Raw genomic sequence first — 25,851 nt, 5'->3', positions numbered from 1 at the left:
CGTCCGATTATTTTGCGATCGACGCGCTCTTCAGGCGGCCGAATGCCCCTTCGATCAGGGCCTTCTGCTGCTCGTAGTGCTTCGCGTAATAACCGACCGCCGGCGAAGCCGAAGCCGGGCGGCCGCTGTACGCGAGCTTCTGCCCTTCCTTCATGCCTTCCTTCAGGTGGTGTTCGATGTAGAACCACGGACCCTGATTCTGCGGCTCATCCTGCACCCAGACCACTTCGGTCGCGTTGTCGTACTTCTTCATTTCCGCTTCGAACTGCTTGTGCGCGAACGGATAGAGCTGCTCGATCCGGACGATCGCGACGTCGTGCGCCTTGGCTTCGCGGCGGTGCGCGACGATGTCGTAATAGACGCGCCCCGAGCAGGCGATCACGCGCTTGACCTTCTTCGCGTCGATCGTCTCGTCGACCTCGCCGATCACCGGCAGGAACGAGCCCTTCGCCAGTTCGGACAGGTCCGACACGGCTTCCTTGTGACGCAGCAGCGACTTCGGCGTCGCCACGATCAGCGGCTTGCGGAACAGGCGGATCATCTGGCGGCGCAGCAGGTGGAAGATCTGCGCCGGCGTGGTCGGCTGGACCACCTGCATGTTGTGATCCGCGCACAGTTGCAGGAAACGCTCGATACGCGTCGACGAGTGCTCCGGACCCTGGCCTTCGTAGCCGTGCGGCAGCAGCATCGTCAGGCCCGAGACGCGGCCCCACTTCACTTCGCCCGACGAGATGAACTGGTCGATCACGACCTGCGCGCCGTTCACGAAGTCGCCGAACTGCGCTTCCCACAGCACCAGCGTGTTCGGTTCCGCGGTCGAGTAGCCGTACTCGAAGCCGAGCACCGCTTCTTCCGACAGCACCGAGTCGATCACCGTGAAGTTCGCCTGGCCTTCCGAGACGTTCTGCAGCGGCACGTAGGTGCCGTCGTTCCAGCGCTCGCGGTTCTGGTCGTGCAGCACCGCGTGGCGGTGCGTGAACGTGCCGCGGCCCGAATCCTGGCCGGTCAGGCGCACGGCGTAGCCGGACGAGACCAGCGAGGCGAACGCGAGGTGCTCGCCCATGCCCCAGTCCAGCGGCTGGTCGCCCTGCGCCATCTTGCGGCGGTCGTTGATCACGCGCTCGACGAGCGGGTGGACCTTGAAGTTCTCCGGCACCGTCGTGATGCGTTCGCCGATGCGCTTCAGTTCGGCGAGCGGCACGGCCGTGTCGGCCGCGTCGGTCCACTTGCGGTTCAGGAACGGCACCCAGTCGACCGCGTACTTGCTCTTGTAGTTCGAGAGCACCGGATCGACCGTGTGGTGGCCGTCGTCCATCGCCTTGCGGTAGGCCTTGACGAACTCGTCGCCCTGCTCGGCGGTGATCACGCCCTGCTGCACCAGCTTCTCGGCGTACAGCGCACGGGTGCCCGGGTGCTGCGCGATCTTCTTGTACATCAACGGCTGCGTGACGGCCGGCGTGTCCTGCTCGTTGTGGCCGAGCTTGCGGAAGCAGACGATGTCGATCACGACATCCTTGTGGAACTGCATGCGATAGTCGATCGCGATCTGCACCGCGAGGACCACCGCTTCCGGATCGTCGCCGTTCACGTGCAGCACCGGCGCCTCGATCATCTTGACCACGTCGGTGCAGTACAGCGTCGAGCGCGCATCGCGCGGGTCCGACGTCGTGAAACCGATCTGGTTGTTGATGACGATGTGCAGCGTGCCGTGCGTGCCGTAGCCGCGCGTCTGCGCGAGGTTCAGCGTTTCCATCACGACGCCCTGGCCAGCGAAGGCCGCGTCGCCGTGGATCTGCACCGGCAGCACCTGCAGGCCGTCCGCGTCGCCGCGACGGTCCATTCGCGCCTTCGCCGAGCCCTCGACCACCGGGTTGACGATTTCCAGGTGCGACGGGTTGAACGCCAGCGACAGGTGGACCGGACCGCCCTCGGTCGCGATGTCCGACGAGAAACCCTTGTGATACTTGACGTCGCCGGCCGGCAGGTCGTCGACGTGCTTGCCTTCGAATTCGGCGAACAGATCCGCCGGCATCTTGCCGAGCGTGTTCACGAGCACGTTCAGGCGGCCGCGGTGGGCCATGCCGATCACGATCTCCTGCACGCCCTTCGAGCCCGAGTGCTGGACCACTTCGTCCATCGCCGCGATGAAGCTCTCGCCGCCTTCGAGCGAGAAGCGCTTCTGGCCGACGTACTTGGTGTGCAGGTAGCGCTCGAGGCCTTCGGCGGCCGTCAGGCGGTTCAGCACGTGCTTCTTCTTGTCCGCGCTGAAGTTCGGCGTGGCGCGCGTCGATTCGAGACGCTCCTGCCACCAGCGCTTCTGCTCCGGATCGCCGATGTACATGTACTCGACGCCGATCGTGCCGCAGTACGTGTCGCGCAGCGATTTGACGATGTCACGCAGCGAAGCCTGCTCGAAACCGAAATACAGGTTGCTCGCGCTGAACGTCTGGTCGAGGTCGGCCTCGGAGAAGTCGTAGAACGCGGGTTCGAGTTCGGGGATCGCGGGACGTTCGCGGCGCTTCAGGGGATCGAGATTGGCCCATTGCGAGCCGAGGAACCGATACGCGCTGATCAGGGACTGGACGTGGACCTGCTTGCGGGCGGTGGCGAGATTGCCGCCGCTGCTTTCACGCGGAATGAAGGCGTTGGCCTTCGCACGCTGGGCGAACGATTCGACGATCGGATTGTGGGCAACATCGTTCGCATTCGAACCGTCCGTCGCCGGCACATTCTGCAGCGCGTCGAAATACTCGCGCCAGTTGTCCGGCACCGATGCCGGATTGTCCAGGTAGGCTTCGTACAGTTCTTCTACATACGAAGCATTGCCGCCGAACAGATAGGAGTTCAGCTGGAACTGCTTCATTACATCTGACATTTTACGCTCACCTTTCTTCGAGCTTCTCGAGAAATAGCGGGTTACTCAACCTTCCGCGACACGGCCTGACCGTTTAGCGGATTGCGCGAATCAAGTCTTGCTTGGAAGGACCTAAAACTTGCGTGCGCGCAGCATATCACAATACGCACCACTGAAGGTCACAATGTCGCACCCCGAAAGCCCGTCTACCCTGGTTTTCGCGGCAAAAAGCCTCGATTTCCCCAGCCCACGCAACAGTGTTTTACTCGCAGCAATGCCGCCAGAAGCAAAAAAGCCGCCCGAGGGCGGCTTGACGCGAGACGTCGCGGCAGCGGCGCCGATCACTCGGCTTCGCGGCTCGCGCGGCGGCGCTCGTGTTCCTTCAGGTGGCGCTTGCGCAGGCGGATCGACTGCGGCGTCACTTCGACGAGCTCGTCGTCATCGATGAATTCGACCGCGTACTCGAGCGACATCTGGATCGGCGGCACGAGGCGCACGGCTTCGTCGGTGCCCGAGGCGCGCACGTTGGTCAGCTGCTTGCCCTTGATCGGGTTCACGACCAGGTCGTTGTCGCGGCTGTGGATGCCGATGATCATGCCTTCGTACAGCGCGTCGCCCGGCTTCACGAACATGCGGCCGCGATCCTGCAGCTTCCAGAGCGCGTAGGCGACGGCCGCGCCGTCGTCCTGCGAGATCAGCACGCCATTGCGGCGCTCGCCGACCGAACCGTCCTTCACCGGCGAGTACGAATCGAAGATGTGGCTCATCAGGCCCGTGCCGCGCGTGAGCGTCAGGAACTCGCTCTGGAAGCCGATCAGGCCCCGTGCCGAGATCTTGTACTCGAGGCGCGTGCGGCCGCGGCCGTCCGAGGCCATGTCGAGCATTTCGCCCTTGCGGCGGCCCAGTTCCTCCATCACGCCGCCCTGGTGCTCATCCTCGACGTCCACCGTCAGCAGCTCATACGGCTCGTGCTTCTCGCCGTTGATTTCCTGCATCACCACGCGCGGACGCGACACGGCCAGCTCGTAGCCTTCGCGGCGCATGTTCTCGACCAGGATCGTCAGGTGCAGTTCGCCGCGGCCCGACACCTCGAACACGGTTTCGTCGCCGGTATCGCGCACGCGCAGCGCCACGTTGTGATTCAGTTCCTTCATCAGGCGATCGCGGATCTGGCGGCTCGTCACGAACTTGCCTTCGCGGCCCGCCAGCGGCGACGAGTTGACGAGGAAGTTCATCGTCAGCGTCGGCTCGTCGACGGTGATCATCGGCAGCGCCTCGGGCGTGTCGACGGCGCAGATCGTCGCGCCGATGCCGACATCCTCGATACCGTTGATCAGCACGATGTCGCCCGCTTCGGCCGAGTCCACCTGCACGCGCTCGAGGCCCTTGAACGACAGCACCTGGTTGATCTTGCGGTTCAGCACGTCGCCTTCCGGACCGAAGCGCATCACCACCGGCTGGCCCGGCTTGATGCGGCCGCGCGTGATGCGGCCGACGCCGATGCGGCCAACGTAGGTCGAATAGTCGAGCGAGGTGATCTGCAACTGCAGCGGCGCGTCCGGATCGGCCGGGCGGACCGGCACGTGCTCGAGGATCGCCTCGAAGAGGGGACGCATGTCGCCTTCGCGCGCCGACGAATCGAGCGACGCGTAGCCGTTCAGGCCCGACGCGTAGACGATCGGGAAGTCGAGCTGCTCCTCGGTCGCGCCGAGCTTGTCGAACAGGTCGAAGGTCTGGTTGATCACCCAGTCGATGCGCGCGCCCGGACGGTCGATCTTGTTGATCACGACGATCGGCTTCAGGCCGAGCGCGAGCGCCTTCTTCGTGACGAAGCGCGTCTGCGGCATCGGGCCTTCGACCGCGTCGACCAGCAGCAGCACCGAATCGACCATCGACAGCACGCGCTCGACCTCGCCACCGAAGTCGGCGTGCCCCGGCGTATCGACGATGTTGATGTGGGTGCCTTCGTATTCGACCGCGCAGTTCTTCGCGAGGATCGTGATCCCGCGCTCTTTTTCGATGTCGTTCGAGTCCATCACCCGCTCGACCATCTGCTGGTTCTCGCGGAAGGTGCCGGACTGGCGCAGCAGTTGGTCCACGAGCGTAGTCTTGCCGTGGTCGACGTGGGCGATGATGGCGATGTTGCGAAGGGCGCGGGTCATAGAAACCTGAAATCGAAACCTGATGATCGGACACGCAAAAACGCGCGTGGCTGATTACCCCTCACGCGCGCTGCTTGACTAAAATTGCATGTCCTGGAAAGCCTACGATTATAGCATGCCAGGATGTCGCGGGCGGACCGCTTCGCTGCACCGCACACCGAGTGTCGCGCGAACGCCAAGCCGACATGGTCCGGCCCCACCCGTTTCGCATCTTTTTTGCAGCCTCGGCGGCCGCTTTCCCGGGCTTGCCTGCCGGCTTCGCGCCCTGCGCCGCAAGCCCTGCGGCCGGGTCTCGGTATCGCTCCCGATTGCCGCCGTCGCGCCCGTCAATCATATTTGTCGCGGCAAACAATCACGCCTATACTGCTGCCTAGTCAACTATTGCAGAATCAGAGAATATGCCGGATCCTTCCACGCCCTCGCCGGCCGGCCCGTCCGTGTCCGCGTATCCGATCAACGACAGCGTCGGCTACCTGCTCTCGCGCGTGCGCTCGCTGATGACGAACCTCGTCACGCAGCGCACCCAGACGGAGCTGGGGATCACCGGCACCCAGGCCAGCATGCTGTTCATGCTCGCGGTCGGCAAATGCTCGACGGCGGCCGAGCTGGCGCGCGAATATGCGATCGACGCGAGCGCCGTGACGCGCCTGCTCGACCGCGTCGAGAAGCGCGGGCTGCTGTCGCGCGTGCGCAGCCACGAGGACCGGCGCGTGGTGCGCCTCGAACTGACCGACGAGGGCCGCGAACTCGCGGAACGGATGCCGGAGATCTTCATCAGCGTGCTCGACCGCCTCCTCGACGGCTTCACGCCCGAGGAAGTCGGTTTCCTGAAAAGCATGCTGCGCCGCATCCTCAGCAACTACTGCGGCGAGGGCAACACCGGCGGCGGCACCACCGCCTCGTAACACGTCACGGCAATCATCATCCGATGCATCGACATAAGGAAATCCTTGCAATGTCCACTTTCGAGTCACGGGCGGCGGCAAACGTGCCGCGCAAGGGCTTGTGGCCGGCACGCGCCGCCGGCCCCCTCGCCGGGGCCGCGCTGGCGCTGGCGTTGGCCGGCTGCGCGAACTACGCCGGCATCCACAGCGACAAGCAAGTCGCGCCGGCCTCGCAGTTCGACAGCGCGCAAAGCCTGCCGGCCGAGGGCGGCCACTGGCCGGCGCTCGACTGGGCCAACCAGTTCGGCGACCCGCAGCTGCCGCGCCTGATCGACGAGGCCGTGGACGGCAACCCGACCATCGCGCAGGCGCAGGCACGGCTCGCGAAGGCGTCTTCGTACATCGAATCGTCGCGCGCGACGCTATTCCCGAAGATCGAAGGCAGCTACTCGTGGACCCGCGAGCTGTATTCGGGCAACGGCCTTTATCCGCCGCCCTACGGCGGCAACTGGTTCAGCGAGAACAACGTGCTGGCGAGCGCGTCGTGGGAACTCGACCTCTGGGGCAAGAATCGCGAGAAGCTGAAGGCGGCGGTATCGCAGCAGAAGGCCGCGCAGGCCGAATACCAGCAGGCACGCATCACGCTTGCGGTGTCGATCGCGCGCGCCTACAACCAGCTCGCCCAGCTTTACGCGTTGCGTGAGATCGCACGCCACGAGATCACCAACCGCGAGACGGTCGGCAAGATCACCGAGGGCCGCGTCGGCGCCGGGCTCGACACCAACGTCGAGCGGCAGACCGCGCGCGGCAACGTCGCCACCAGCGAATCGACGCTGTCCGATCTCGACGGCCGGATCACCACGGTGCGCTACCAACTCGCCGCGCTGCTCGGCAAGGGCCCCGATCGCGGCCTGAAGATCGACACGCCGGTGCTGAACCCGGGCGGCGCGATCGCGCTGCCCGACAACATCCCGGCCGACCTGGTATCGCGCCGGGCCGATCTGGTCGCCGCGCGCTGGCAGGTCGAGGCGGCGGCGCACGACGTGAAGGAAACCAAGACCGAGTTCTTCCCCGACGTGAACCTCGCGGCCGGCTTCGGCTTCGATGCGTTCGGCTGGGGCCAGTTCCTGAAGTTCGCGAGCCGCCAGGCCCAGTTCGGCCCGGCCATTCACCTGCCGATCTTCTATGGCGGCGCATTGCGCGCGCAGTTGAAGGGCGCCTACGCGGACTACGACCTGAGCGTGGCGAATTACAACCAGACGCTGATCGGCGCGCTCAACGACGTCGCCACGCAGGTTTCGTCGATCCGCGCGATCGACCGGCAGATGGGCGACGCGCAACGCGCGCTCGACGCCGCGACGCGCGCCTACGAGCTTGCCGTGATCCGCTACAAGGCCGGCCTCTCGCCGCAGTTGCAGGTGCTGAGCGCCGACAACGGCCGGCTCGACGCCGAGCAGTCGGTAACGAGCCTCGTGATGCGCCGCCGCGACCTGCAGATCGGCCTGATCAGCGCGCTCGGCGGCGGCTTCGACGCGGCCGGCACGCCGCTCGCGGCCGCCGGCCCGGCAGCGCAGGCGGCCGCGTCAGCCGCGCCGGCATCGGCAACGCAGCAGCAGGCCGCCAACTGAAGCCCTGGCCCGACACCACCCGTATCACTCGCACCACACACAAGAATCGACGGAGAAACTCGCCATGAGCGACGCTCAACAGAACACGGCCGGCACCGCACGGCCGAACAACACGAAACGCAAGCGGATGATGACGATCCTGATCGTGATCATCGTGCTCGCCGCGATCGCCTACGGCATCTATTACTTCCTCGTCGCGCGCTTCCACGAAACCACCGACGACGCCTATGTTAACGGCAACGTGGTGCAAATCACGCCGCAGGTGACAGGCACGGTGATCGCGGTCAACGCCGACGACACGCAGACCGTCACGGCGGGCGCCCCGCTCGTCGTGCTCGATCCGGCCGACGCGCGCGTCGCGCTGCAACAGGCCGAGGCCAATCTCGCGCAGACCGTGCGCAAGGTGCGCGGCCTGTTCGTCAACGACGACCAGTATCGCGCGCAGGTCGCGCTGCGCGAAACCGACCTGTCGAAGGCGCGGGACGACCTGCGCCGGCGCCTGGCCGTGGCGCAGACGGGCGCGGTCTCGCAGGAAGAGATCTCGCACGCGCGCGACGCCGTGAAGGCCGCGCAGGCGTCGGTCGACGCCGCGCAGCAGCAACTCGCCTCGAACCGCGCGCTGACCGCCAACACCACCGTCGCCGACCATCCGAACGTGCTGGCCGCGGCCGCGAAAGTACGCGACGCCTACCTGGCCAACGCGCGCAACACGCTGCCCGCGCCCGTCACCGGCTACGTGGCGAAGCGCTCGGTGCAGGTCGGCCAGCGCGTCGCGCCGGGCAATCCGCTGATGTCGGTGGTGCCGCTCAACGGCGTGTGGGTCGACGCGAACTTCAAGGAAGTGCAGCTCACGCACATGCGGATCGGCCAGCCGGTCGAGCTGACGGCCGACGTCTACGGCTCGTCGGTCAAGTACCAGGGCAAGGTGGTGGGCTTCTCGGCCGGCACCGGCTCGGCGTTCTCGCTGCTGCCGGCGCAGAACGCCACCGGCAACTGGATCAAGGTGGTGCAGCGCCTGCCGGTGCGCATCGCGCTCGATCCGCAGCAATTGCAGCAGCATCCGCTGCGCATCGGTCTGTCGATGCAGGTCGACGTCGACATCAAGGACGACCGCGGCGGCCAACTCGGCAACGTGCCGAACACGGTCTACCAGACCGACGTGTTCGCGAAGTACGGCGACGATGCCAATGCCGAGATCGCCCGGATCATCGCGGAGAACGCCGGCGGCGCCGCGCCGGCCGCCACGAAGCCCGCCGCCGGCGCCACGCCGAAGCGGATGTAAGCCCGGAACCGAACGCCCATGGCCAAGTCCCAACCCGTCACCTACCCCCCGCTGGAGGGTGGGCAGCTGCTGCTCGGCACCATCGCCGTGTCGCTCGCGGTGTTCATGAACGTGCTCGACACCTCGATCGCCAACGTCGCGATCCCGACCATCTCGGGCGATCTCGGCGTGTCGTCGGATCAGGGCACCTGGGTGATCACCTCGTTCGCGGTCGCCAACGCGATCTCGGTGCCGCTGACCGGCTGGCTGACCGACCGGATCGGCCAGGTCCGCCTGTTCTTCGCCTCGATCATCCTGTTCGTGATCTCGTCGTGGCTCTGCGGGCTCGCGCCGACGCTGCCGTTCCTGCTGGTGGCGCGCGTGGTCCAGGGCGCCGTGGCCGGGCCGATGATCCCGCTCTCGCAGTCGCTGCTGCTGTCGAGCTATCCGCGCGCGCGCGCATCGATGGCGCTCGCGCTGTGGGCCATGACCACGCTGATCGCGCCGGTGGCCGGGCCGATTCTCGGCGGCTGGATCTCCGACAACTACTCGTGGCCGTGGATCTTCTACGTGAACATTCCGGTCGGGATCGTCGCCGCGATCGTCACCTGGATGATCTACCGCAACCGCGAATCGACCAAGCGCAAGGCGCCGATCGACGGCGTCGGCCTCGCGCTGCTGGTGATCTGGGTCGGCTCGCTGCAGGTCATGCTCGACAAGGGCAAGGATCTCGACTGGTTCTCCTCGACCACGATCGTGGTGCTCGCGCTGACCGCCGTGATCGCGTTCGCGTTCTTCGTGATCTGGGAGCTGACGGCCGAACACCCGGTGGTGGACCTGTCGCTGTTCGCGATGCGCAATTTCAGCGGCGGCACGATCGCGCTGTCGGTCGGCTACGGGCTCTACTTCGGCAACCTCGTGCTGCTGCCGCTGTGGCTGCAGACGCAGATCGGCTACACGGCGACCGACGCCGGGCTCGTGATGGCGCCGGTCGGCTTCTTCGCGATCCTGCTCTCGCCGCTGACCGGCAAGTACCTGCCGCGCACCGATCCGCGCTACATCGCCACCGCCGCGTTCCTGACCTTCGCGCTGTGCTTCTGGATGCGCTCGCGCTACACCACCGGCGTCGACCAGTGGTCGCTGATGCTGCCGACTTTCGTGCAGGGCATCGCGATGGCGGGCTTCTTCATCCCGCTCGTCTCCATCACGCTGTCGGGCCTGCCCGGCCACCGGATTCCGGCCGCCTCGGGCCTGTCGAACTTCGTGCGGATCATGTTCGGCGGCATCGGAACCTCGATCTTCCAGACCGCGTGGGATCATCGCAACAACTTCCATCACGCGCAGATCGTCGAGGCGACCAACGTCTACAACCCGATCTACAACCAGGCGGTCGCGCAGATGGGCAGCCTCGGGCTCTCCGAGCAGCAGGCCAACGGGCTCATCAACCAGATGGCCACGCAGCAGGCCGCGCAGCTCGGCGTCAACGACCTGTTCTACGTGTCGGCCGTGATCTTCGTGGTGCTGATCGGCCTGATCTGGATCACCAAGCCCGAACGCACGGGCGGCGGCGATTCGAGCGCGGCGGCATCGGCCGCGCATTGAAATCATCGCCCTCTCCTGAAAAGCACGACGCCCGGTCATCACGACCGGGCGTCGTGCCATGTGGCGGGACTTCGGCAACGCGCGGCGTATCGCGGTGCGTCGTGTGCCGTGTGCCGTCAGCCGGCCGCCTCGCCGCTGACGACGAGCCGCTCCGGTGCCAGCACGCCATCGAGCAGGCGCGCCACGCCGAGCAGTTGCCCGGCCTCGTCGTACACGCGCACCCGCGCGCCCGCTTCGTCATCGGCGCCGGTCTCGGGCGCCGCGGCGAGCCGCAGCCGCTGGCCGTGCCGGAACCGCTTCGCTTCGTCGGCGTCGAGCCGCACCGGCGGAAACGTCGACAGCAGCGCATCGACGGGCTGCAGCCAGCCGTCGCGTTCGGCGGCTTCGGCATCCGACAGCGCGTCGAGCGTGACCGCGTGCTCGAGGGTCAGCGCGCCGACGCCGGTGCGCCGCAGCGCCACCAGATGCGCGCCGCAGCCGAGCGCCTCGCCGATATCCTCGGCGAGCGTGCGCACGTAGGTGCCCTTGCTGCAGGTCACGCGGAACGTCACGTCGGGCAGTTCGCACGCGAGCAGTTCGAGCGCGTGGATCGTCACGTTGCGGCCCTCGCGCTCGACGGTCTGCCCGGCGCGCGCGTATTCGTAGAGCGGTTTGCCGTCGCGCTTGAGCGCCGAATACATCGGCGGCACCTGCACGATCTCGCCGAGAAAGCGCGGCAGCACGGCCTCGACGGCGGTGCGCCGGACCTGCACCTCGCGCGTCTCGACCGCCTCGCCCTCGGCGTCGCCGGTGGTCGTGCGGATGCCGAGCCGCATCGTCGCTTCATAGGTCTTGTCGGCTTCGAGCAGATCCTGCGAGAACTTGGTGGCCTCGCCGAAGCAGAGCGGCAGCAGGCCGGAGGCGAGCGGATCGAGCGTGCCGGTGTGGCCGGCCTTCTTCGCGAGATAGAGGCGCTTGGCGCGGATCAGCGCGTCGTTGCTCGACAGCCCGACGGGCTTGTCGAGCAGCAGCACGCCGTCGAGCATGCGGCGCGGCACGCGTGGTTGCTGGGAGCGTTGAGGAGCAGTCGTCATGGCGAAATCGGAAATCGGCGGAAATCGGCGGCGTGGATCAGTCGTCCTTCGCGCGCGTCGAATTCGCCTGTTCGATCAGACGCGACATCTCGACGGCTTTCTCGATCGTCTTGTCGTAATGGAAATGCAGCGTCGGCACCGTATGGATGTGCAGGCGCTTGAACAGCAGGTTGTGCAGGTGGCCCGACGCGTGGTTGAGTGCTTCCTGCGTCTGCAGGGGGTCGCCCGTCAGCGCCGTGAAATAGACCTTCGCATGCGCGTAGTCGGGCGTCAGCTCGACGCTCTGGATCGTGACGATCCCGATACGGGGATCCTTCACTTCGCGCATGATGAGCTCGGACAGATCGCGCTGGATCTGGTCGGCGATCTGGACGTTGCGATTGGGAGAACTGCGTTTCTTCGTCATGGTGAATCCGTCTTTCCGTTCTTGGACGACCGGCCGCGCGAGCGGCCGGCGCCATGAAAAAAGGCGGGACCGGCCTCGCGCCGGTCCCGCCCTTGAGAGCCTTCACGCCGGCATTACAGCGTACGCGCGACTTCCGTGACCTCGAACACTTCGAACTGATCGCCTTCGACGATATCGTTGAAGTTCTTGATCGACATACCGCACTCGAAGCCCTGCTTCACTTCCTTCACGTCGTCCTTGAAGCGCTTGAGCGAATCGAGCTCGCCGGTGAAGATGACCACGTTGTTGCGCAGCACGCGCACCGACGACGAGCGCTTGACCACGCCGTCCGTGACCATACAGCCGGCGACCAGACCGATCTTCGGCACCTTGATGACCTGGCGCACCTCGACCGTTCCGGTCTGGACTTCGCGCTTTTCCGGCGCCAGCATGCCCGACATGGCCGCCTTCACCTCATCCACTGCGTCATAGATGATGTTGTAGTAGCGGATATCCACGCCATTCGACTCGGCGACCTTGCGGGCTTGAGCATCGGCACGCGTGTTGAAGCCGATGATGACCGCCTTCGAGGCCACCGCCAGGTTGACATCGCTTTCACTGATGCCGCCCACCGCGCCATGCACGATCTGCACACGCACCTCGTTGGTCGACAGCTTGAGCAGCGACTGCACCAGCGCTTCCTGCGAACCCTGCACATCGGCCTTGACGATGAGCGGCAGGTTTTGCACTTCGCCCTCGCTCATCTGTTCGAGCATGCTCTCGAGCTTCGCGGCCTGCTGCTTGGCCAGCTTGACGTCGCGGAACTTGCCCTGGCGGAACAGCGCGATTTCGCGCGCCTTGCGCTCGTCCGGCAGCACGATCACTTCCTCGCCCGCGCCCGGAACTTCCGACAGACCCTGGATCTCGACCGGAATCGACGGGCCGGCCGTCTTGGTCGGCTTGCCGTTCTCGTCGAGCATCGCACGCACGCGGCCGTAGGCGGTACCCGCCAGCACCACGTCGCCACGCGTGAGCGTGCCGGACTGCACCAGCACCGTCGCGACCGGGCCCTTGCCCTTGTCGAGCTTCGCTTCGATCACGATGCCCTTGGCGGGCGCCTCGACCGGTGCCTTCAGTTCCAGCACTTCGGCCTGCAGCAGCACGTTTTCGAGCAGATCGTCGATGCCCGAGCCGGTCTTCGCGGAGACCGCGACGAACGGCGAATCGCCACCGTACTCTTCCGGCACGACGCCTTCGGCGACCAGTTCCTGCTTGACCCGATCCAGATTCGCATCGGGCTTGTCGATCTTGTTGATCGCGACGACGATCGGCACCCCACCCGCCTTCGCGTGCGCAATCGCTTCCTTGGTCTGCGGCATCACGCCGTCATCGGCCGCGACCACCAGAATCACGATGTCGGTGGCCTTCGCGCCACGCGCCCGCATCGCGGTAAACGCTTCGTGACCCGGCGTATCGAGGAACGTGACGACGCCGCGCGGCGTTTCGACGTGGTAAGCGCCGATATGCTGCGTAATCCCGCCCGCTTCGCCCGCCGCCACCTTCGCGCGACGGATGTAATCGAGCAGCGAGGTCTTGCCGTGATCGACGTGACCCATCACGGTAACGACAGGCGGACGCGACAGCTGCTCCGCGTCGACGCTCACTTCGCCCTCGACCAGCAGCGCTTCCGGATCGTCGAGCTTCGCCGCCACCGCGCGGTGCCCCAGTTCCTCGACGATGATCATCGCCGTTTCCTGGTCGAGCACCTGGTTGATCGTGACCATCTGGCCGAGCTTCATCATGATCTTGATGACCTCGGAAGCCTTCACCGACATCTTGTGCGCGAGATCGGCAACCGAAATGGTTTCCGGCACGTGGACTTCGCGGATGATCGGCTCGGTCGGCGCCTGGAACGACGACGCGCTGTCCTGGTGACGGCCACGCCCCTTCGGGCCGCCGCGCCAGCCGCGGTCGACGCCGCCGCTCGAATCGCCGCGCGTCTTGATCCCGCGGCGCTTCGAAGCGTCGTCCTGCCAGCCGCTCTTGCCCGCGCCCGGCTTCTTGTTGCGATCGGCCGCGCCCGGTGCTGTGGTCGTGCTGGCCGGGGCCGCTGCCGCCGGCTTCTTCGCGGCCGGATTCGCCGGACGCGCACCTGCCTCACCGGCCGGCTTGGCCGGCTTGTGCAGCGTGCCCTTCGCCTCGGCCGCCTTCGGCGGCTCGACCGGCTTGGGCGGCTCTGGCGCCTTGACCTGCGCCTTGCGCGGCGTGGCCATCATCTCGCGAATCGCGCGCGCTTCGGCCTCGGCCTTCTCGCGGCGCTTGCGGATTTCTTCCTGCTCGGCGCGAGTCTTGTCGGCGGCTTCGCGCGCCGCGTCCTCGGCCTTCTTCGCCGCTTCGCGTTGGGCTGCCCGTTCGGCGGCCGCGCGCTCCTCGTCCTGGTTCGACTGCGCCGCGGCCGGCTCCTGCGGAGCCTGCGCCTGCTGGGCACGCGCCGCCGCCTGCTCGGCCGCCGCCGCGGCCTGCGCCGCCTGCTGGGCCTGAGCCGCCGCCGCTGCCACCGCGCGCTTGGTGGCCGCTTCTTCCTCGGCGCGACGGCGTTCCGCCTCGGCCGCTTCCTCGCGCGCACGGCGCTCGGATTCCTCGCGTTCGAGGCGCTCCTGGCGTTCGCGCAGTTCCTGCGCTTGCTGCTCGAGCAGCTCGGCCTCGCGGCGCGCCTCTTCCTCACGGCGCTTCAGCTCCGCGTCGGCCGCCACGTCGTCGGCCTGGTCCTGCGAAGCGTCCGCACCGCTCTCGGCGACATCGTCGCGTTTGACGAACGTCCGCTTCTTGCGCACCTCGACCTGAATGGTGCGAGCCTTACCCGTTGCGTCGGATTGTTTGATTTCCGACGTGTGCCGGCGGGTCAGCGTGATCTTGCGTTTGTCGGCGTCGGACGCACCGTGCGATTTACGCAAATGATCGAGCAGACGCGCCTTGTCGGTTTCCGACAGCGCATCGTCTTCACTCGCTTTCTGGACGCCCGCTGCCTGCAGCTGCTCGAGCAGCACACCAGCAGGCATTTTCAGTTCCGCGGCAAATTGGGCTACGTTGTTACTCGCCATTCATTCCTCTTAGTGCAAGGACCGATTCCTTGCGGTTAGCATCGGGTCATGCGGCCTTCCGGCCGCCAAATATCAGTGCGCCATGGTCATTTCTCACTGGAACCAGTGTTCACGTGCTTTCATGATCAGCGCTTTCGCGGCTTCCTCTTCCACTCCGGTCATGTCGACCAGTTCGTCGACGGCCAGCTCGGCGAGATCGTCGCGCGTCTGCACGCCGTTTTCCGCCAGCTTCGCCAACAGCTCAGACGTCATGCCGTCCAGGCTCTTCAGATCGAGCGCAGCATTCTCCACCTTTTCTTCGTTGGCGATCGCCATCGTCAACAACGCATCGCGCGCGCGGTTGCGCAACTCGTGAACGGTTTCCTCGTCGAACGCCTCGATCTCGAGCATTTCGTTCAGCGGTACGTAAGCGATTTCCTCGAGGCTCGTGAAGCCTTCGTCGATCAGGATGTCGGCCACCTCTTCGTCGACATCGAGGCGCGCCATGAACAGGCCGCGCAAACGATCGCGTTCTTCGTTCTGCTTCAGCGCGGATTCGTCCGGCGTCATGATGTTGATCTGCCAGCCGGTCAGTTCGCTCGCGAGGCGCACGTTCTGACCGCTCCGGCCGATCGCGACGGCCAGTTCGTTCTCGTCCACGACGACGTCCATCGAATGCTTTTCCTCATCGACGACGATCGACTGCACGGCAGCCGGCGCGAGCGCGCCGATCACGAACTGAGCGGGATCCTCCGACCATAGCACGATGTCGATGTTTTCGCCACCAAGCTCATTGCGCACCGCCTGCACGCGCGAGCCGCGAATGCCGACGCAGGTGCCGATCGGATCGATCCGCTTGTCGTAGGCGACCACGCCGATCTTCGCACGAACGCCGGGATCGCGTGCTGCCGCCTTGATTTCCAGCAGACCCTGCTCGATTTCCGGCACTTCCATCTCGAACAGCTTCATCAGGAATTCCGGGGCCGTGCGCGACAGCTCGATCTGCGGGCCGCGCGCGGTGCGATCGACCTTCGCGATATAGGCACGCACGCGGTCGCTGACGCGCAGGTTTTCCTTCGGGATCAGCTGGTCGCGGCGCAGCAGCGCCTCGACGCGGCCCGATTCGACGATGAAGTTGCCCTTGTCGAGACGCTTGACCGAGCCGGTCATGATCTTCTCGCCGCGCTCGAGGTAGTCGTTCAGGATCTGCTCGCGCTCGGCATCGCGAACCTTCTGCAGAATCACCTGCTTGGCCGCCTGCGCGCCGATCCGGCCGAACTCGATCGACGGCACCGATTCCTCGATATAGTCGCCGACATCGATTTCCGGCTTCTGCTCGCGCGCTTCAAACAGCAGGATCTCGCGATCCGGTTCCTGGAGCCCTGCTTCGTCCGGCACCACGAGCCAGCGCCGGAACGTCTCGTGTTCGCCGCTCTCGCGATCGATCTGGACGCGGATTTCGGCGCCTTCGTCGAACAGCTTCTTGGAGGCCGACGCAAGTGCCGCTTCGAGCGCACCCAGCACGACATCCTTGTCGACGTTCTTCTCGCGCGCCAGCGCATCCACCAGCATCAACACTTCGCGACTCATTGTTTGCGGCTCCTAAAGTCAACTTGCGGAATCAGACGGGCTTTGTCGATGTCGGCCAGCGTGAAGTCCAGCATGGCCGCCTCGCCCTTCTTCATCTCGAATTCCAAACCGATCGTTTCGCCGTTCGGCGCATGCAGGATGCCCCGGTAGGTCTTGCGGCCTTCCAGCGGCTTTTTCAGGGTGACGGAGATTTCGCTCCCGGCGAACCGTTCGAAGTCGGCCAGCTTCTTCAGCGGTCGGTCGAGGCCCGGGGACGACACTTCGAGCCGTTCGTAATCGATGTTTTCGACCGTCAATACGTGCTGCAGCTGACGCGTGACTTTTTCGCAGTCGTCGATCGAGATGCCCGCTGGCTGGTCGATGTAGACGCAGAGCATGCCGCGCCCGGTGCGCTCGAGATCGACCAGCTCGTAGCCGAGCCCGGTGACCGTGGTTTCTATCAATTCCGTCAGTTGCACTGTGTCCTCTCGGATGTTCGCGCCCGCCGTTCGCGATTCACCCGCAGACGCGCGCCTTTGCTGGCGCAGGAAGCGCTACCCGAGATGCCCAGCCGTTTTAGCAAAAAAAAATGGGCGAAACGCCCATCTTCTTACTCCGGTGGTCGCACCTGAGCCGCACAAGGAACCTGTACGACCAGCGACTCGGCGATTATAGCGTTTTTTAACTCAAACGCAAAGTATCGCCCCCGCGAAATCGGCCGGAACAGCCGATTTCGCCTGATTTTGCCGCGCGTTTGCGCGCGCGGTACGGCGCCGGGAGATCAGCGACCGCGCGAGCGATTGTTGCGGGCCTGCTGCGGGCGCGCGCCACCACGTGCGTTGCCGCCGCCGTCGGCCCGGTTGCCGTTCCCGTTGCCGCCACCGCCGCCGCTGCGCGGACCCTTGCCGCCGCTGCCGCGCTTGTTGCCGTTGGCGCCATAGGACAGACGATTGCCGTCGACGTCGCCGCCACCGTTGCGGCGGTTGCCGCTCGCGTTGCCGTTGCCGCCATTGCCACCATAGCCGCCGCCCGACGCGCCGCCGGCATAACCGCCGCCAAGTCCGGCACCGAAACCGCCGCCCTGCGCGCCGCGCCGGCCGCCGCCGCGACGCGGCTGGTCGAGCTGGCCGTGCGTGGTCAGCACCGGCTCGCGATTGAGGAAACCCATCGAGGTCTGCATCGGGTCCGGCTGCTTGCGCTCGGCCGTGGCGGCCCCGCGCTTGCCGCCCTTCTCTTCGGCCGCGACCTTGAGGCCGACAGTGGACATCAGCTTGCGCACCTGCGTCTCGTCGAGCTCTTCCCAGCGGCCGCGCTTCAGGCCGCGCGGCAACGGGATCGAACCGTGGCGCGTGCGAATCAGCCGGCTCACCATCAGGCCGACCGCTTCGAACATGCGGCGCACTTCGCGATTGCGGCCTTCGGCCAGCGCCACGTGATACCAGTGGTTAGTGCCTTCACCGCCGCCGTCGCGGATACGCAGGAAGTTGGCCGGGCCGTCGTCGAGCTCCACGCCGTGCAGCAGCTTCTGGCGCGAGGCTTCGTTCAGTTCGCCGACCACGCGCACCGCGTATTCACGCTCGACGCTGTAGCGCGGATGCATGAAACGGTTCGCGAGATCGCCCGAGGTGGTCAGCATCAGCAGACCTTCGGTGTTGAAGTCGAGCCGGCCGACCGCGAGCCATTTCGCCGTCTTCATCGGCGGCAGGCGGTCGAACACCGAGGCGCGGCCTTCCGGATCGGCGTGGCTGACGATTTCGCCGGTCGGCTTGTGGTAGAGCAGCACGCGCGGCGGCTTGTTCTGCAGCTTGCGCTTGACCGGCTTGCCGTTGATCCGCACCTGGTCGGTCGGCAGGATCCGCTGGCCGATATGCGCCGGCTCGCCGTTCACCGACACGCGGCCGGCGACGATCAGCTCCTCCATCTCGCGCCGCGAGCCCATGCCGGCCTCAGCGAGCACCTTGTGCAGCTTCGGCGCATCGTCTTCCGGCGCGAGCACGCGCTTTTGGGGTTGGCGGCCACGACGCAGCATCGGCGCACGCACGCCGCCGCCGGCCGACGCGTTGTCCGCGTCGAACGCCGGCGAAGTCACATAGGAGAAGATGTCTTCCTGCCCGGCGCCACCACCGACACCCTCGGCCGACGGCGCCGCGGCGGTTGCGCCCGCGGCCGCGCCGCGCCTGGCCTGCGCGCCACCACGGGGGGCGACGCCTTCGCGTTTCGCGGCCGGCTTGCGCGGCGCCTTTGGCGCGCCGTCCTTGCTGCGCGCGGCGCGCGGTGCCGGCGCCGCGGCCGGCGCATCGGCATCGGCCACGTCGGCCGGCGCGACTTCCGCACCCTCCGACGGCTCGGCCGTCTTCGATTTGGCCGCCGCGCGACGGCGTGCGATGAGGCTGCGCGGACCGCGGCGCAGGCCGCGGCGCGGGCGCTCGTCGCCGCCCGCGTCCTGCGCGGACTGCTCGGGGGCGCCGTCGGCGCGCGATGCCTGCACGGCGTGCGCGGATTCGGACGAATCAGTGTCGTGGGTATCTGTCAAAACAACCTCGAAATGTCAGGTCTCGCGCCCGTCGCGGGCGCGGCAATCTCATCTGGCCGCGTCAAGCGCGGCGCTGCGCGGGCGCATCCCGATCCGGCGATTCCTCGCCGGACGTCGTGTCGCCCAGGGATTTGGCGGCTTCGCCATGCACGTCGTCGTGCGCCGGGACCGCCTCAGCCACATCGGCCTCGTGCTGCCCGGACTGCACCGTTGCGCAGCTGGCTCCCGCCTCGTGATCGCGCGCCGCCTCGTCGGCATCGGGCGCGCGGCCTGGTGTTTCCTTCTCGACCGGATCGGGCGACGCGGGTTCCGTTGCGTCGTCGATCGAATCGGCGTTGCCGGGGAAATGGCCGTCGGCCTCTTGAGCCGCGTCCACTTCGCTCACCGATTGGTCGATTTCCGCCTCGTTCGCCGGGGCGGCGGCATCCGCCGGCACCGCGTCCGAAGGCTGCATCGGGTCGCCGGCTGGCGCGACCAAGGCCGCGTCGTCGTCCGGGCGTTCCCCGGCCGGCACGACCGGGTCGGCGCCGGACACGCCGTCAGCGAATTCCATCGATGCCTGCGCCAGCAGGCTCGCCTCGAGATGCGCGGCGGGCTCTTCGAGCGCCGGCAGATCGTCGAGCGCCTTCAGCCCGAGATCGTCGAGAAACTGTTTCGTGGTCGCATAGAGCGCCGGGCGCCCCGGCACGTCGCGATGGCCGATCACCTCGATCCAGCTGCGATCCTCGAGTTGCTTGACGACCTGGGTATTCACCGTCACGCCGCGAATTTCCTCGATGTCACCACGCGTGACCGGCTGGCGATACGCGATGATCGCCAGCGTTTCGAGTACCGCGCGCGAATATTTCGGCGGTTTTTCCGGATGCAATCGATCCAGATGAACGCGCATCGCCGGCTTGCTCTGAAAGCGCCAGCCCGTGGCCAGCGCGACGAGTTCGACACCGCGGCCGGACCACGCCTCTTTCAATTCTTCGAGCAACGTTCGGACTGTGTCCGCCGACACGCCGTCGGCAAAGAGCTTGCGCAGATCGCTCAGCTTGAGCGGCTCCTGCGCACAGATCAAAGCAGTCTCGAGGACGATCTTCGCCTCTTGGGTATTCATGCAGCTAGGCCAGACCCTCTGGTCAAACGAACCGGATCAAAATACGAAACAGACGAATAGGAACGGAAGACGCGCTCGCCCGATTCTGATCGGTCATATTGATGGGAGCACGAACCGGGGGTGGCGAAACCTGCTCGAAGCCTGACCCTGACCGGACGGAACAGCGCGAAACCTTGATCGAATCGCGTGACTGAGCGCCATATTACGCAAATTCGAACGAGGCGTAAAGCTGCCGGACCGCTTCGATCGAGATCGCACGCGGCCCGGCTGACGCGGCTGCCAGCTTCAGACGCCGCTTCGGTGCAGGAATGCCTGCAAACGTTCCACACCGATGTCGAGCCGCGCGGTGTCGCAGGCGTAACACCAGCGGACGAAACCCTCGCCCTCGTCGCCGAAAGCGCGCCCCGGCGCCAGGCCGATGCCCGCCTCGCGCACCAGCCGCTTGCAGAACGCAAGGCTGTCGTGCGCGCCCGGCAGCCGCAGGAACAGGTACATCGCCCCGTCCGGCGCCTCGACGGACACGTCCGGCAGCGTGTTGAGCGCTGCCACCAGGTGATCGCGGGCCGTGCGCAGCGCGCCGACGAACTCGGCCACGAACGGCTCGCCGTCGCGCACCGCGGCGATGCCGGCCGCCTGCACGAAGCCCGGCGCGCACGAGGTGTTGTATTCGACGAGCTTCGAGAGCCCGTCCATGACCCGCTCCGGGGCAACCAGCCAGCCGAGCCGCCAGCCCGTCATCGCCCAGGCCTTCGAAAACGAATTGACGACGATCACGCGCTCGTCGCGCGACGCCAGGTCGAGGAACGACGACGCCCCGTCGGCGCCGAACGCGAGCCGTTCGTAGACTTCGTCTGCGACGATCCAGATGCCGTGCCGCCGGCAATGCGCGAGTACCGCCGCCTGCTCGGCCCGCGACAGGGTCCAGCCGGTCGGGTTGTTCGGCGAATTGACGAACAGCATCCGCGTGTCGGGCGTGAGCGCCGCCAGCAGGCGCTCGAGATCGAGCCGCCAGCCCGCCTCGCCGTAGTCGAGCGCCACGCACTCCACTTGGGCACCGAGGATCTTCGGGATCTCGACGAGGTTGGGCCACAGCGGCGTGACCGCGACCACCCGGTCGCCGGCGCCGACCAGCAGCTGCGCCGCCAGCATCAGCGCGCTGACGCCGGCGCTCGTGACCGCGATCTGGGTAGCCTGGGTCGCGCCGTGGCGCGCCGTGACGTAGGCGGCCAGCGTCTCGCGCAGCGCGGCCGCCCCGAGATTGTGCGTATAGAACGTGTCGCCGTCCGCGAGCGCCGTGCCGGCCGCCTCGCGGATGAACGCCGGCGTGACGCGATCCGATTCCCCGAACCAGAACGGCAGCACGCCGTCCACGCCGAAGCCGGCGTTCGCGACCTCGCGGATCAGCGACGGCCGAAGCGATTCGACGCTCGCACGCGGGCCCCACGAACCGGATCCCCGCTCCATCTCGTTGCCGATAAGGTTCAAACCTCTCTCCTGGTTGATCGATCCCCGCCAGTGTAGCGGCCCCGGCGGCCACGCGGAGCCGGGAAACAATCCGGGCGCCGCCGATCCTGCGCGCGCGGGCGGGCGGCGTCAGTCGAGATCCTCGGCGCGCGCCGGCATGCCATGCACGAGCCCCCAGATCGCCTCGGCCGCCGGCGACAGCGAGCGGTCGCGGCGCCGGATCAGCTCGACCGTGCGTTCCGCGCGCGGCATCAGCGGCCGCGCCACCAGCGACGAGCCGGCCGGCAGCGGCAACGACAGCCACGGCAGCACGCTGACGCCCACGCCGGCCTCGACCAGCCCGAACACGGTCGCCGAATGGCCGAGTTCCTGTACGACCGCAGCACCGACCCGATGCAGCGCCAGGGCCGCGTCGATCAGCGGCCGGCTGCCCGACGCGTAGTCGAGCAGCACGAGGCGCTCGCCGTCGAGCGCACTCCACGACACGCTGTCGAGCGCGGCGAGCGCATGATCGGCGCGCGCGATCAGGCAGAACGAGTCGGTCATGAGCGGCTCGCAGACCAGGTCGGTGGCCACGAGCGGCCCGATCACGACGCCGAAATCGACCTCGCCCGACTTGACCTTGCGCAGCACGTCGCTCTGCACGTCGTCGCGCAGCCCGAGCGTGACGAACGGAAACTGCCGCTCGGCCGCCGCGACCACGCGCGGCATCAGCCGGCAGGCGACGGTCGGGCTGGCGGCGACCAGCACGCGCCCGCGCCGCTGCTCCCCGATCTCGCGAATCTCGCGCAGCGCGTCGTCCAGGTCGCCGAGCAGCCGCGAGACGCTCGCGACCAGATTCGATCCCGCATCGGTCAGTTGCACGTCGCGCGTGGTGCGATCGATCAGCTTCAGGCCGATCTCGCCCTCGAGTTCGCGCACGCAGCGGCTGACCGCGGACTGCGTGAGCCCGATCTCGTCACCGGCCCGGCTGAAGCTGCGCAGGCGCGCGACCTCGATGAACACCCTCAGCTGGCGCAGGGTGATATTCATTGGATGCCCTCATCAATCTCACGCTTCGATGCGCGATTGTAGGGCTTGTGTCCCCATCCCGTTCGCGATGAATCGGTGCGGTGCAGCAAGTGCCCCCACGCACGCCGCACGGGCTCGATTGCACAAGATTGGTGATTGTCCCGATTTGCCGCAGGGGCATTTTGGCGTCTTATACGCCCCTAGCTGACTTGGCCGTCGGCCCGGTGCGAAGCGGCTTTCACGGGGATTGCCGTCAACGTGGCACGCTTCATGCATTAAGTCGCGTACAGGGTCGCGGTAACCTCCGGACAAACGGAGCGAACCGGTACCCCCACCCGGCACCCGGTGCGGATCGGGTGCTTGAAGAGTGCGCGGCGCGGGGCAGCGCACCGGAGTTAGCTTCGCTGAGGTGAGGACATGATGCTGTTCGACGATTTGAAGGATAACGAATGGGCGCTGGTCGAAGGACTGTTCTGCGCGGAACCGGCTCGCAGTGAGCGCCGTGGTCGTCCCCGCGTGGAAGCACGTTCGGTCGTGAACGCCGTTCTGTGGGTATTGTCGACGGGCGAAGGCTGGTCGAAACTTCCGGGCCGCTATCCGTCGCCGCCGACGTGCCGCCGGCGCTTCGACGAATGGCAGGCCGACGGTACGCTCGCCGAAGTCGTCAAGCGCCTCGGCACGAGCGGCCGCCAGATCTCGCTGCGCGGCCGGATCGGCGCCAGCGCGGTGAAGCCGCCCGCGCCGCCGAGCCGCGACCGCCTGCGCGGCGCGTTCTGGACCAATCCGGAATCCTGGCGCGCGCCTGTCAAGATGGCGTGATGTCAGGCCGGTTGCGGGTGACGCCTGCGCCCGCAACCGCCCCGGGCCGGCGAGATGCCGCGCGCCGGTGCGCGATTCGCGGCTCGCCTTGATCCGGCCGCGACCGCGAAACATCTCCTAACCATTGCTTACAGCGTGCTCGCGCTCCCGCCCCTATCGTTCGGATAGATGAACGGGCCGCATCGACGGCCTCAGGGAGCCCGAACCATGCAAAGCAACACGCTGCTCGCGGCGACGAGCCTGATGCTTGCATTGGCGCTCGCCCAGCCTGCGCAGGCGGACCGGCGCGTCGGGCCGCCATCCGCTCATCGCGGGCAGGCAGGGCACGCTCATGCACCGTCGGCACCGCCCGCCGCCCCGCCGAACATCGTCCCCCGCGGTGACCTGCGCGGCGATATCGCGAGCAATGCCCGTGGACGCAACGCGCCGCTACCGGCGCGGCCGCCGGGCTTTGCGCCGCGCCAATGAGCCGCCGCCCCCGTCGCAACCGGTCGCGAAATTCATCGAGGCCGGGAACTGCGCACCACGTCGGCAGTCACATCAGAGCCATGTGAACCGTCCTGGCAACAGCGAAATGTACCCGGTATCGCCCGTATCTCCCGATACGGGCGCTTTTTTTGCCCGCACGCTCCGCGCTAGAGACGGCTCTCGAGGATCGACACGGCACCGGCTTCGCTGAGCGCGTAGTCGTCGATGCGGCGGTCGATCCAGGTGGGCAGGCGTTCGGCACGTTCGAGCCGCGCGAACTCGGCGCGCCCCGATTCGGTCAGCACCGCGATATCGACCGGGGCATGAAAGCCCGGGGCCGGTGCCACCGTCTTTTGGCGCACCGTGTCCATCAGTCCGAGGTTGCGAAGGTATTCGAAGACGTTCGGGCGCCGCGCCCAAGGGACCTGCCGGTACTGCACCCGCCGGAGGGCATCGAGCACTGCTTCGTTGGAATACGTGGCCATCTGGACTCTTTCTCAAAGTACAGCGATCTGCAGGCGGTCTCGCCGACCGGGTCTCCGCCCGCCGGCACCGTCATGCAACGACAGGTGGGCATTACCTATCCTCCCCCTGCGCCTTTCTCATCCGTCCCCGTTACGCTACATTTCGCAGCGATTCGGTCCGGATCGGACACAACCGAGCAAAAAGTTAACTTACCCCATTCAAATTGATTCTGTTCGATTCATTTGTGCTGCTCTTCGCAGCCGCCGCCATCTGGCGTACCCGCCGCACCGCCCTCCTCATGCTCGGCTTCGCGCTGCTGGCGGGGCTCGCCACCGGCTGGCTGACCGCTCCGCTCGTCGCGCTCGCCGAGTCCGGCGTGACGCCCGCCGAGCCGCCGATCTTCGCGGGGCACACCGCGATCGTCGTGCTCGGCGCCGGAATCGAGCGCCGCGACGGCCTGCTCGTGCCGCCCGACGACGGGCTGGCCCGCATCGCCCGCGCGGCCGAACTCCATTCGGTCTGCGAACGAACCCTGGCACGCTGCACCGTGATCGTGACGGGCGGCGATCCGCACCGGCACGGCACGACCGAAGCCGATCTGTATGCCCCGCTGCTGCTCGCGCGCGGCGTGCCCGTGCGCGATCTGGTCCTCGAACGGCGCAGCCGCACCACCTACGAAAATGCGAAGTACACGGCACCCATCCTACTCGCCGAACATTACGATGAGACGATTCTCGTGACGTCTTCGTATCAGATGCGGCGCGCGCTGCTCGATTTCGCGAGATTCGGCGTGACGCCCCAGCCGGTATTCGCGAACCGGCATCGGGCGATCCGCGGCTGGTGGCCGCGCTGGACGAACGTCGTCGTGGCGTCGCGCGCCCTGCACGAAATCGCCGGAATCGTTCAATTCTACGCATATCGCCGGCTGGGCTGGTTCTGAGACGACGCGGCGCGCCGCCGCGACGCGCCTGCGGGGCGTCCCGCGGGCAATCCGGGGCCGTGCCGCGCAGCCGCACGCACACGCAGATGGCGCCGCGATGTCGGCACCGCCGCTGTCGCGCGGGCAAGACGCCGGCGCCGCGCCCCGAGCCGGAAGTGCATCGATCCGTCACTTTTGCTACACTCGGCTCACTCGGTTGCTGTGCCGGACTCTTCGGCAAACTCGGGTCCATCACCACTTAGCGGAGGTAGAGCAATGAAGAAAATGTCCCTGGCTATTCTGGTTTCGATGTCGGCTCTGACCGGCGCGGCTTATGCGCAAGAAAGCACGACGATCACGACGATCACCGATCCGGCCAAGATTGCGGAAATCGAGCAACGGGCTCAAGCTCTGCAGCAGCAGCGGGAGGCCCAGCAATCCGCCGAAATGCAACAGCCGGCCCATCATCACCATCACACGATGAAGAAGACGCACAAGGCGAAGAAGGCGGCGGCTCCGGAAGCCGCCAGCCAGTAAGCGCCATCCGCAGTCAGCGGTCCGCGTGACCGTCG

General features: G+C 66.8%; 19 protein-coding genes and 1 pseudogene. 8 read left to right on the top strand and 12 right to left on the bottom strand.

Annotated features, from left to right (window positions below; translation table 11 throughout):
• Positions 1 to 7: 7 nt before the first annotated feature.
• Entirely contained in the window at positions 8 to 2,875 is a 2,868-nt protein-coding gene (locus bpln_RS08055) for a 2-oxoglutarate dehydrogenase E1 component (RefSeq protein ID WP_042624723.1), read from the bottom strand.
• Positions 2,876 to 3,195: 320 nt separating this feature from the next.
• Complete coding sequence (gene typA / locus bpln_RS08050) at positions 3,196 to 5,016, bottom strand: translational GTPase TypA (RefSeq protein WP_042624722.1); 1,821 nt, start codon at positions 5,014 to 5,016, stop codon at positions 3,196 to 3,198.
• Between the two features lie 398 nt (positions 5,017 to 5,414).
• Here typA and bpln_RS08045 point away from each other — a divergent pair, with 398 nt between their 5' ends.
• The 4 genes from bpln_RS08045 to bpln_RS08030 all read left to right on the top strand — a co-directional run bounded on the left by bpln_RS08045 (position 5,415) and on the right by bpln_RS08030 (position 10,391).
• Positions 5,415 to 5,921, top strand: coding sequence for a MarR family winged helix-turn-helix transcriptional regulator (locus bpln_RS08045; RefSeq protein WP_042624721.1), 507 nt, complete (start codon positions 5,415 to 5,417; stop codon positions 5,919 to 5,921).
• Positions 5,922 to 5,971: 50 nt separating this feature from the next.
• Complete coding sequence (locus tag bpln_RS08040; RefSeq protein ID WP_082465235.1) at positions 5,972 to 7,528, top strand: efflux transporter outer membrane subunit; 1,557 nt, start codon at positions 5,972 to 5,974, stop codon at positions 7,526 to 7,528.
• A 64-nt stretch (positions 7,529 to 7,592) separates the two neighbouring features.
• Positions 7,593 to 8,810 carry an HlyD/EmrA/EmrK family protein gene (locus bpln_RS08035; RefSeq protein WP_055138535.1) on the top strand — a complete coding sequence of 406 codons (1,218 nt, stop codon included), beginning with the start codon at positions 7,593 to 7,595 and terminating at the stop codon, positions 8,808 to 8,810.
• An 18-nt stretch (positions 8,811 to 8,828) separates the two neighbouring features.
• Complete coding sequence (locus bpln_RS08030) at positions 8,829 to 10,391, top strand: DHA2 family efflux MFS transporter permease subunit (RefSeq protein ID WP_042624719.1); 1,563 nt, start codon at positions 8,829 to 8,831, stop codon at positions 10,389 to 10,391.
• 116 nt (positions 10,392 to 10,507) lie between these two features.
• Here bpln_RS08030 and truB read toward each other — a convergent pair whose 3' ends face one another.
• From truB to bpln_RS07985, 9 genes are all read right to left on the bottom strand, one after another.
• On the bottom strand, positions 10,508 to 11,464 hold the full coding sequence (gene truB, locus bpln_RS08025; RefSeq protein ID WP_042624718.1) for a tRNA pseudouridine(55) synthase TruB: 957 nt from the start codon (positions 11,462 to 11,464) through the stop codon (positions 10,508 to 10,510).
• Positions 11,465 to 11,501: 37 nt separating this feature from the next.
• Positions 11,502 to 11,870 (bottom strand): 30S ribosome-binding factor RbfA, encoded by a 369-nt coding sequence (rbfA, locus tag bpln_RS08020; RefSeq protein ID WP_042624717.1) that lies wholly within the window; start codon positions 11,868 to 11,870, stop codon positions 11,502 to 11,504.
• A gap of 113 nt (positions 11,871 to 11,983) precedes the next feature.
• Positions 11,984 to 14,950 carry a translation initiation factor IF-2 gene (gene infB, locus bpln_RS08015; protein WP_055138534.1) on the bottom strand — a complete coding sequence of 989 codons (2,967 nt, stop codon included), beginning with the start codon at positions 14,948 to 14,950 and terminating at the stop codon, positions 11,984 to 11,986.
• A 93-nt stretch (positions 14,951 to 15,043) separates the two neighbouring features.
• The gene (gene nusA / locus bpln_RS08010) at positions 15,044 to 16,519 is read right to left on the bottom strand and encodes a transcription termination factor NusA (protein ID WP_042624715.1); all 1,476 of its coding nucleotides are present in this window, start codon (positions 16,517 to 16,519) and stop codon (positions 15,044 to 15,046) included.
• Positions 16,516 to 16,977, bottom strand: coding sequence for a ribosome maturation factor RimP (rimP, locus tag bpln_RS08005; protein WP_015875997.1), 462 nt, complete (start codon positions 16,975 to 16,977; stop codon positions 16,516 to 16,518). Before rimP ends, nusA begins: the two co-directional genes overlap by 4 nt.
• Before the next feature lie 302 nt (positions 16,978 to 17,279).
• On the bottom strand, positions 17,280 to 19,031 hold the full coding sequence (gene rluB / locus bpln_RS08000; protein WP_055138533.1) for a 23S rRNA pseudouridine(2605) synthase RluB: 1,752 nt from the start codon (positions 19,029 to 19,031) through the stop codon (positions 17,280 to 17,282).
• 61 nt (positions 19,032 to 19,092) lie between these two features.
• Positions 19,093 to 20,133: an SMC-Scp complex subunit ScpB gene (scpB, locus tag bpln_RS07995; protein WP_055138532.1), complete on the bottom strand. Its 1,041-nt coding sequence runs from the start codon at positions 20,131 to 20,133 to the stop codon at positions 19,093 to 19,095.
• 285 nt (positions 20,134 to 20,418) lie between these two features.
• Positions 20,419 to 21,597 (bottom strand): pyridoxal phosphate-dependent aminotransferase, encoded by a 1,179-nt coding sequence (locus bpln_RS07990; RefSeq protein WP_055139478.1) that lies wholly within the window; start codon positions 21,595 to 21,597, stop codon positions 20,419 to 20,421.
• 129 nt (positions 21,598 to 21,726) lie between these two features.
• Entirely contained in the window at positions 21,727 to 22,629 is a 903-nt protein-coding gene (locus bpln_RS07985) for a LysR family transcriptional regulator (RefSeq protein ID WP_042624712.1), read from the bottom strand.
• Positions 22,630 to 23,028: 399 nt separating this feature from the next.
• Between bpln_RS07985 and bpln_RS07980 the strand changes: the two are divergent.
• Positions 23,029 to 23,503, top strand: a pseudogene (locus tag bpln_RS07980) (transposase); the annotation flags it as partial.
• A 131-nt stretch (positions 23,504 to 23,634) separates the two neighbouring features.
• Positions 23,635 to 23,895, top strand: coding sequence for a hypothetical protein (locus bpln_RS33765; protein ID WP_082465233.1), 261 nt, complete (start codon positions 23,635 to 23,637; stop codon positions 23,893 to 23,895).
• Positions 23,896 to 24,062: 167 nt separating this feature from the next.
• On the opposite strand, the gene bpln_RS07975 is transcribed toward bpln_RS33765, so the two are convergent.
• Complete coding sequence (locus bpln_RS07975) at positions 24,063 to 24,380, bottom strand: hypothetical protein (RefSeq protein WP_042624711.1); 318 nt, start codon at positions 24,378 to 24,380, stop codon at positions 24,063 to 24,065.
• Positions 24,381 to 24,583: 203 nt separating this feature from the next.
• On the opposite strand from bpln_RS07975, the gene bpln_RS07970 reads away from it, so the two are divergent.
• Both bpln_RS07970 and bpln_RS07965 read left to right on the top strand, forming a co-directional pair.
• The gene (locus tag bpln_RS07970; RefSeq protein ID WP_055138531.1) at positions 24,584 to 25,300 is read left to right on the top strand and encodes a YdcF family protein; all 717 of its coding nucleotides are present in this window, start codon (positions 24,584 to 24,586) and stop codon (positions 25,298 to 25,300) included.
• Positions 25,301 to 25,555: 255 nt separating this feature from the next.
• Positions 25,556 to 25,816: a hypothetical protein gene (locus bpln_RS07965; RefSeq protein ID WP_042624709.1), complete on the top strand. Its 261-nt coding sequence runs from the start codon at positions 25,556 to 25,558 to the stop codon at positions 25,814 to 25,816.
• Positions 25,817 to 25,851 lie beyond the last annotated feature (35 nt).

Origin of the sequence: Burkholderia plantarii, from assembly GCF_001411805.1 — a bacterium.
In the GTDB taxonomy this organism is placed as follows: domain Bacteria; phylum Pseudomonadota; class Gammaproteobacteria; order Burkholderiales; family Burkholderiaceae; genus Burkholderia; species Burkholderia plantarii.
The sequence above is the reverse complement of the archived record's forward strand: the minus strand, read 5'-3'. Positions and strand labels throughout refer to the sequence as shown.

Excerpts from the sequence above, each read along its gene's own strand:
- bpln_RS08055 (WP_042624723.1), bottom strand. The coding sequence starts at position 2,875 with ATGTCAGATGTAATGAAGCAGTTCCAGCTGAACTCCTATCTGTTCGGC.
- typA (WP_042624722.1), bottom strand. The coding sequence starts at position 5,016 with ATGACCCGCGCCCTTCGCAACATCGCCATCATCGCCCACGTCGACCAC.
- bpln_RS08045 (WP_042624721.1), top strand. The coding sequence starts at position 5,415 with ATGCCGGATCCTTCCACGCCCTCGCCGGCCGGCCCGTCCGTGTCCGCG.
- bpln_RS08040 (WP_082465235.1), top strand. The coding sequence starts at position 5,972 with ATGTCCACTTTCGAGTCACGGGCGGCGGCAAACGTGCCGCGCAAGGGC.
- bpln_RS08035 (WP_055138535.1), top strand. The coding sequence starts at position 7,593 with ATGAGCGACGCTCAACAGAACACGGCCGGCACCGCACGGCCGAACAAC.
- bpln_RS08030 (WP_042624719.1), top strand. The coding sequence starts at position 8,829 with ATGGCCAAGTCCCAACCCGTCACCTACCCCCCGCTGGAGGGTGGGCAG.
- truB (WP_042624718.1), bottom strand. The coding sequence starts at position 11,464 with ATGACGACTGCTCCTCAACGCTCCCAGCAACCACGCGTGCCGCGCCGC.
- rbfA (WP_042624717.1), bottom strand. The coding sequence starts at position 11,870 with ATGACGAAGAAACGCAGTTCTCCCAATCGCAACGTCCAGATCGCCGAC.
- infB (WP_055138534.1), bottom strand. The coding sequence starts at position 14,950 with ATGGCGAGTAACAACGTAGCCCAATTTGCCGCGGAACTGAAAATGCCT.
- nusA (WP_042624715.1), bottom strand. The coding sequence starts at position 16,519 with ATGAGTCGCGAAGTGTTGATGCTGGTGGATGCGCTGGCGCGCGAGAAG.
- scpB (WP_055138532.1), bottom strand. The coding sequence starts at position 20,133 with ATGAATACCCAAGAGGCGAAGATCGTCCTCGAGACTGCTTTGATCTGT.
- bpln_RS07990 (WP_055139478.1), bottom strand. The coding sequence starts at position 21,597 with ATGGAGCGGGGATCCGGTTCGTGGGGCCCGCGTGCGAGCGTCGAATCG.
- bpln_RS07985 (WP_042624712.1), bottom strand. The coding sequence starts at position 22,629 with ATGAATATCACCCTGCGCCAGCTGAGGGTGTTCATCGAGGTCGCGCGC.
- bpln_RS33765 (WP_082465233.1), top strand. The coding sequence starts at position 23,635 with ATGCAAAGCAACACGCTGCTCGCGGCGACGAGCCTGATGCTTGCATTG.
- bpln_RS07975 (WP_042624711.1), bottom strand. The coding sequence starts at position 24,380 with ATGGCCACGTATTCCAACGAAGCAGTGCTCGATGCCCTCCGGCGGGTG.
- bpln_RS07965 (WP_042624709.1), top strand. The coding sequence starts at position 25,556 with ATGAAGAAAATGTCCCTGGCTATTCTGGTTTCGATGTCGGCTCTGACC.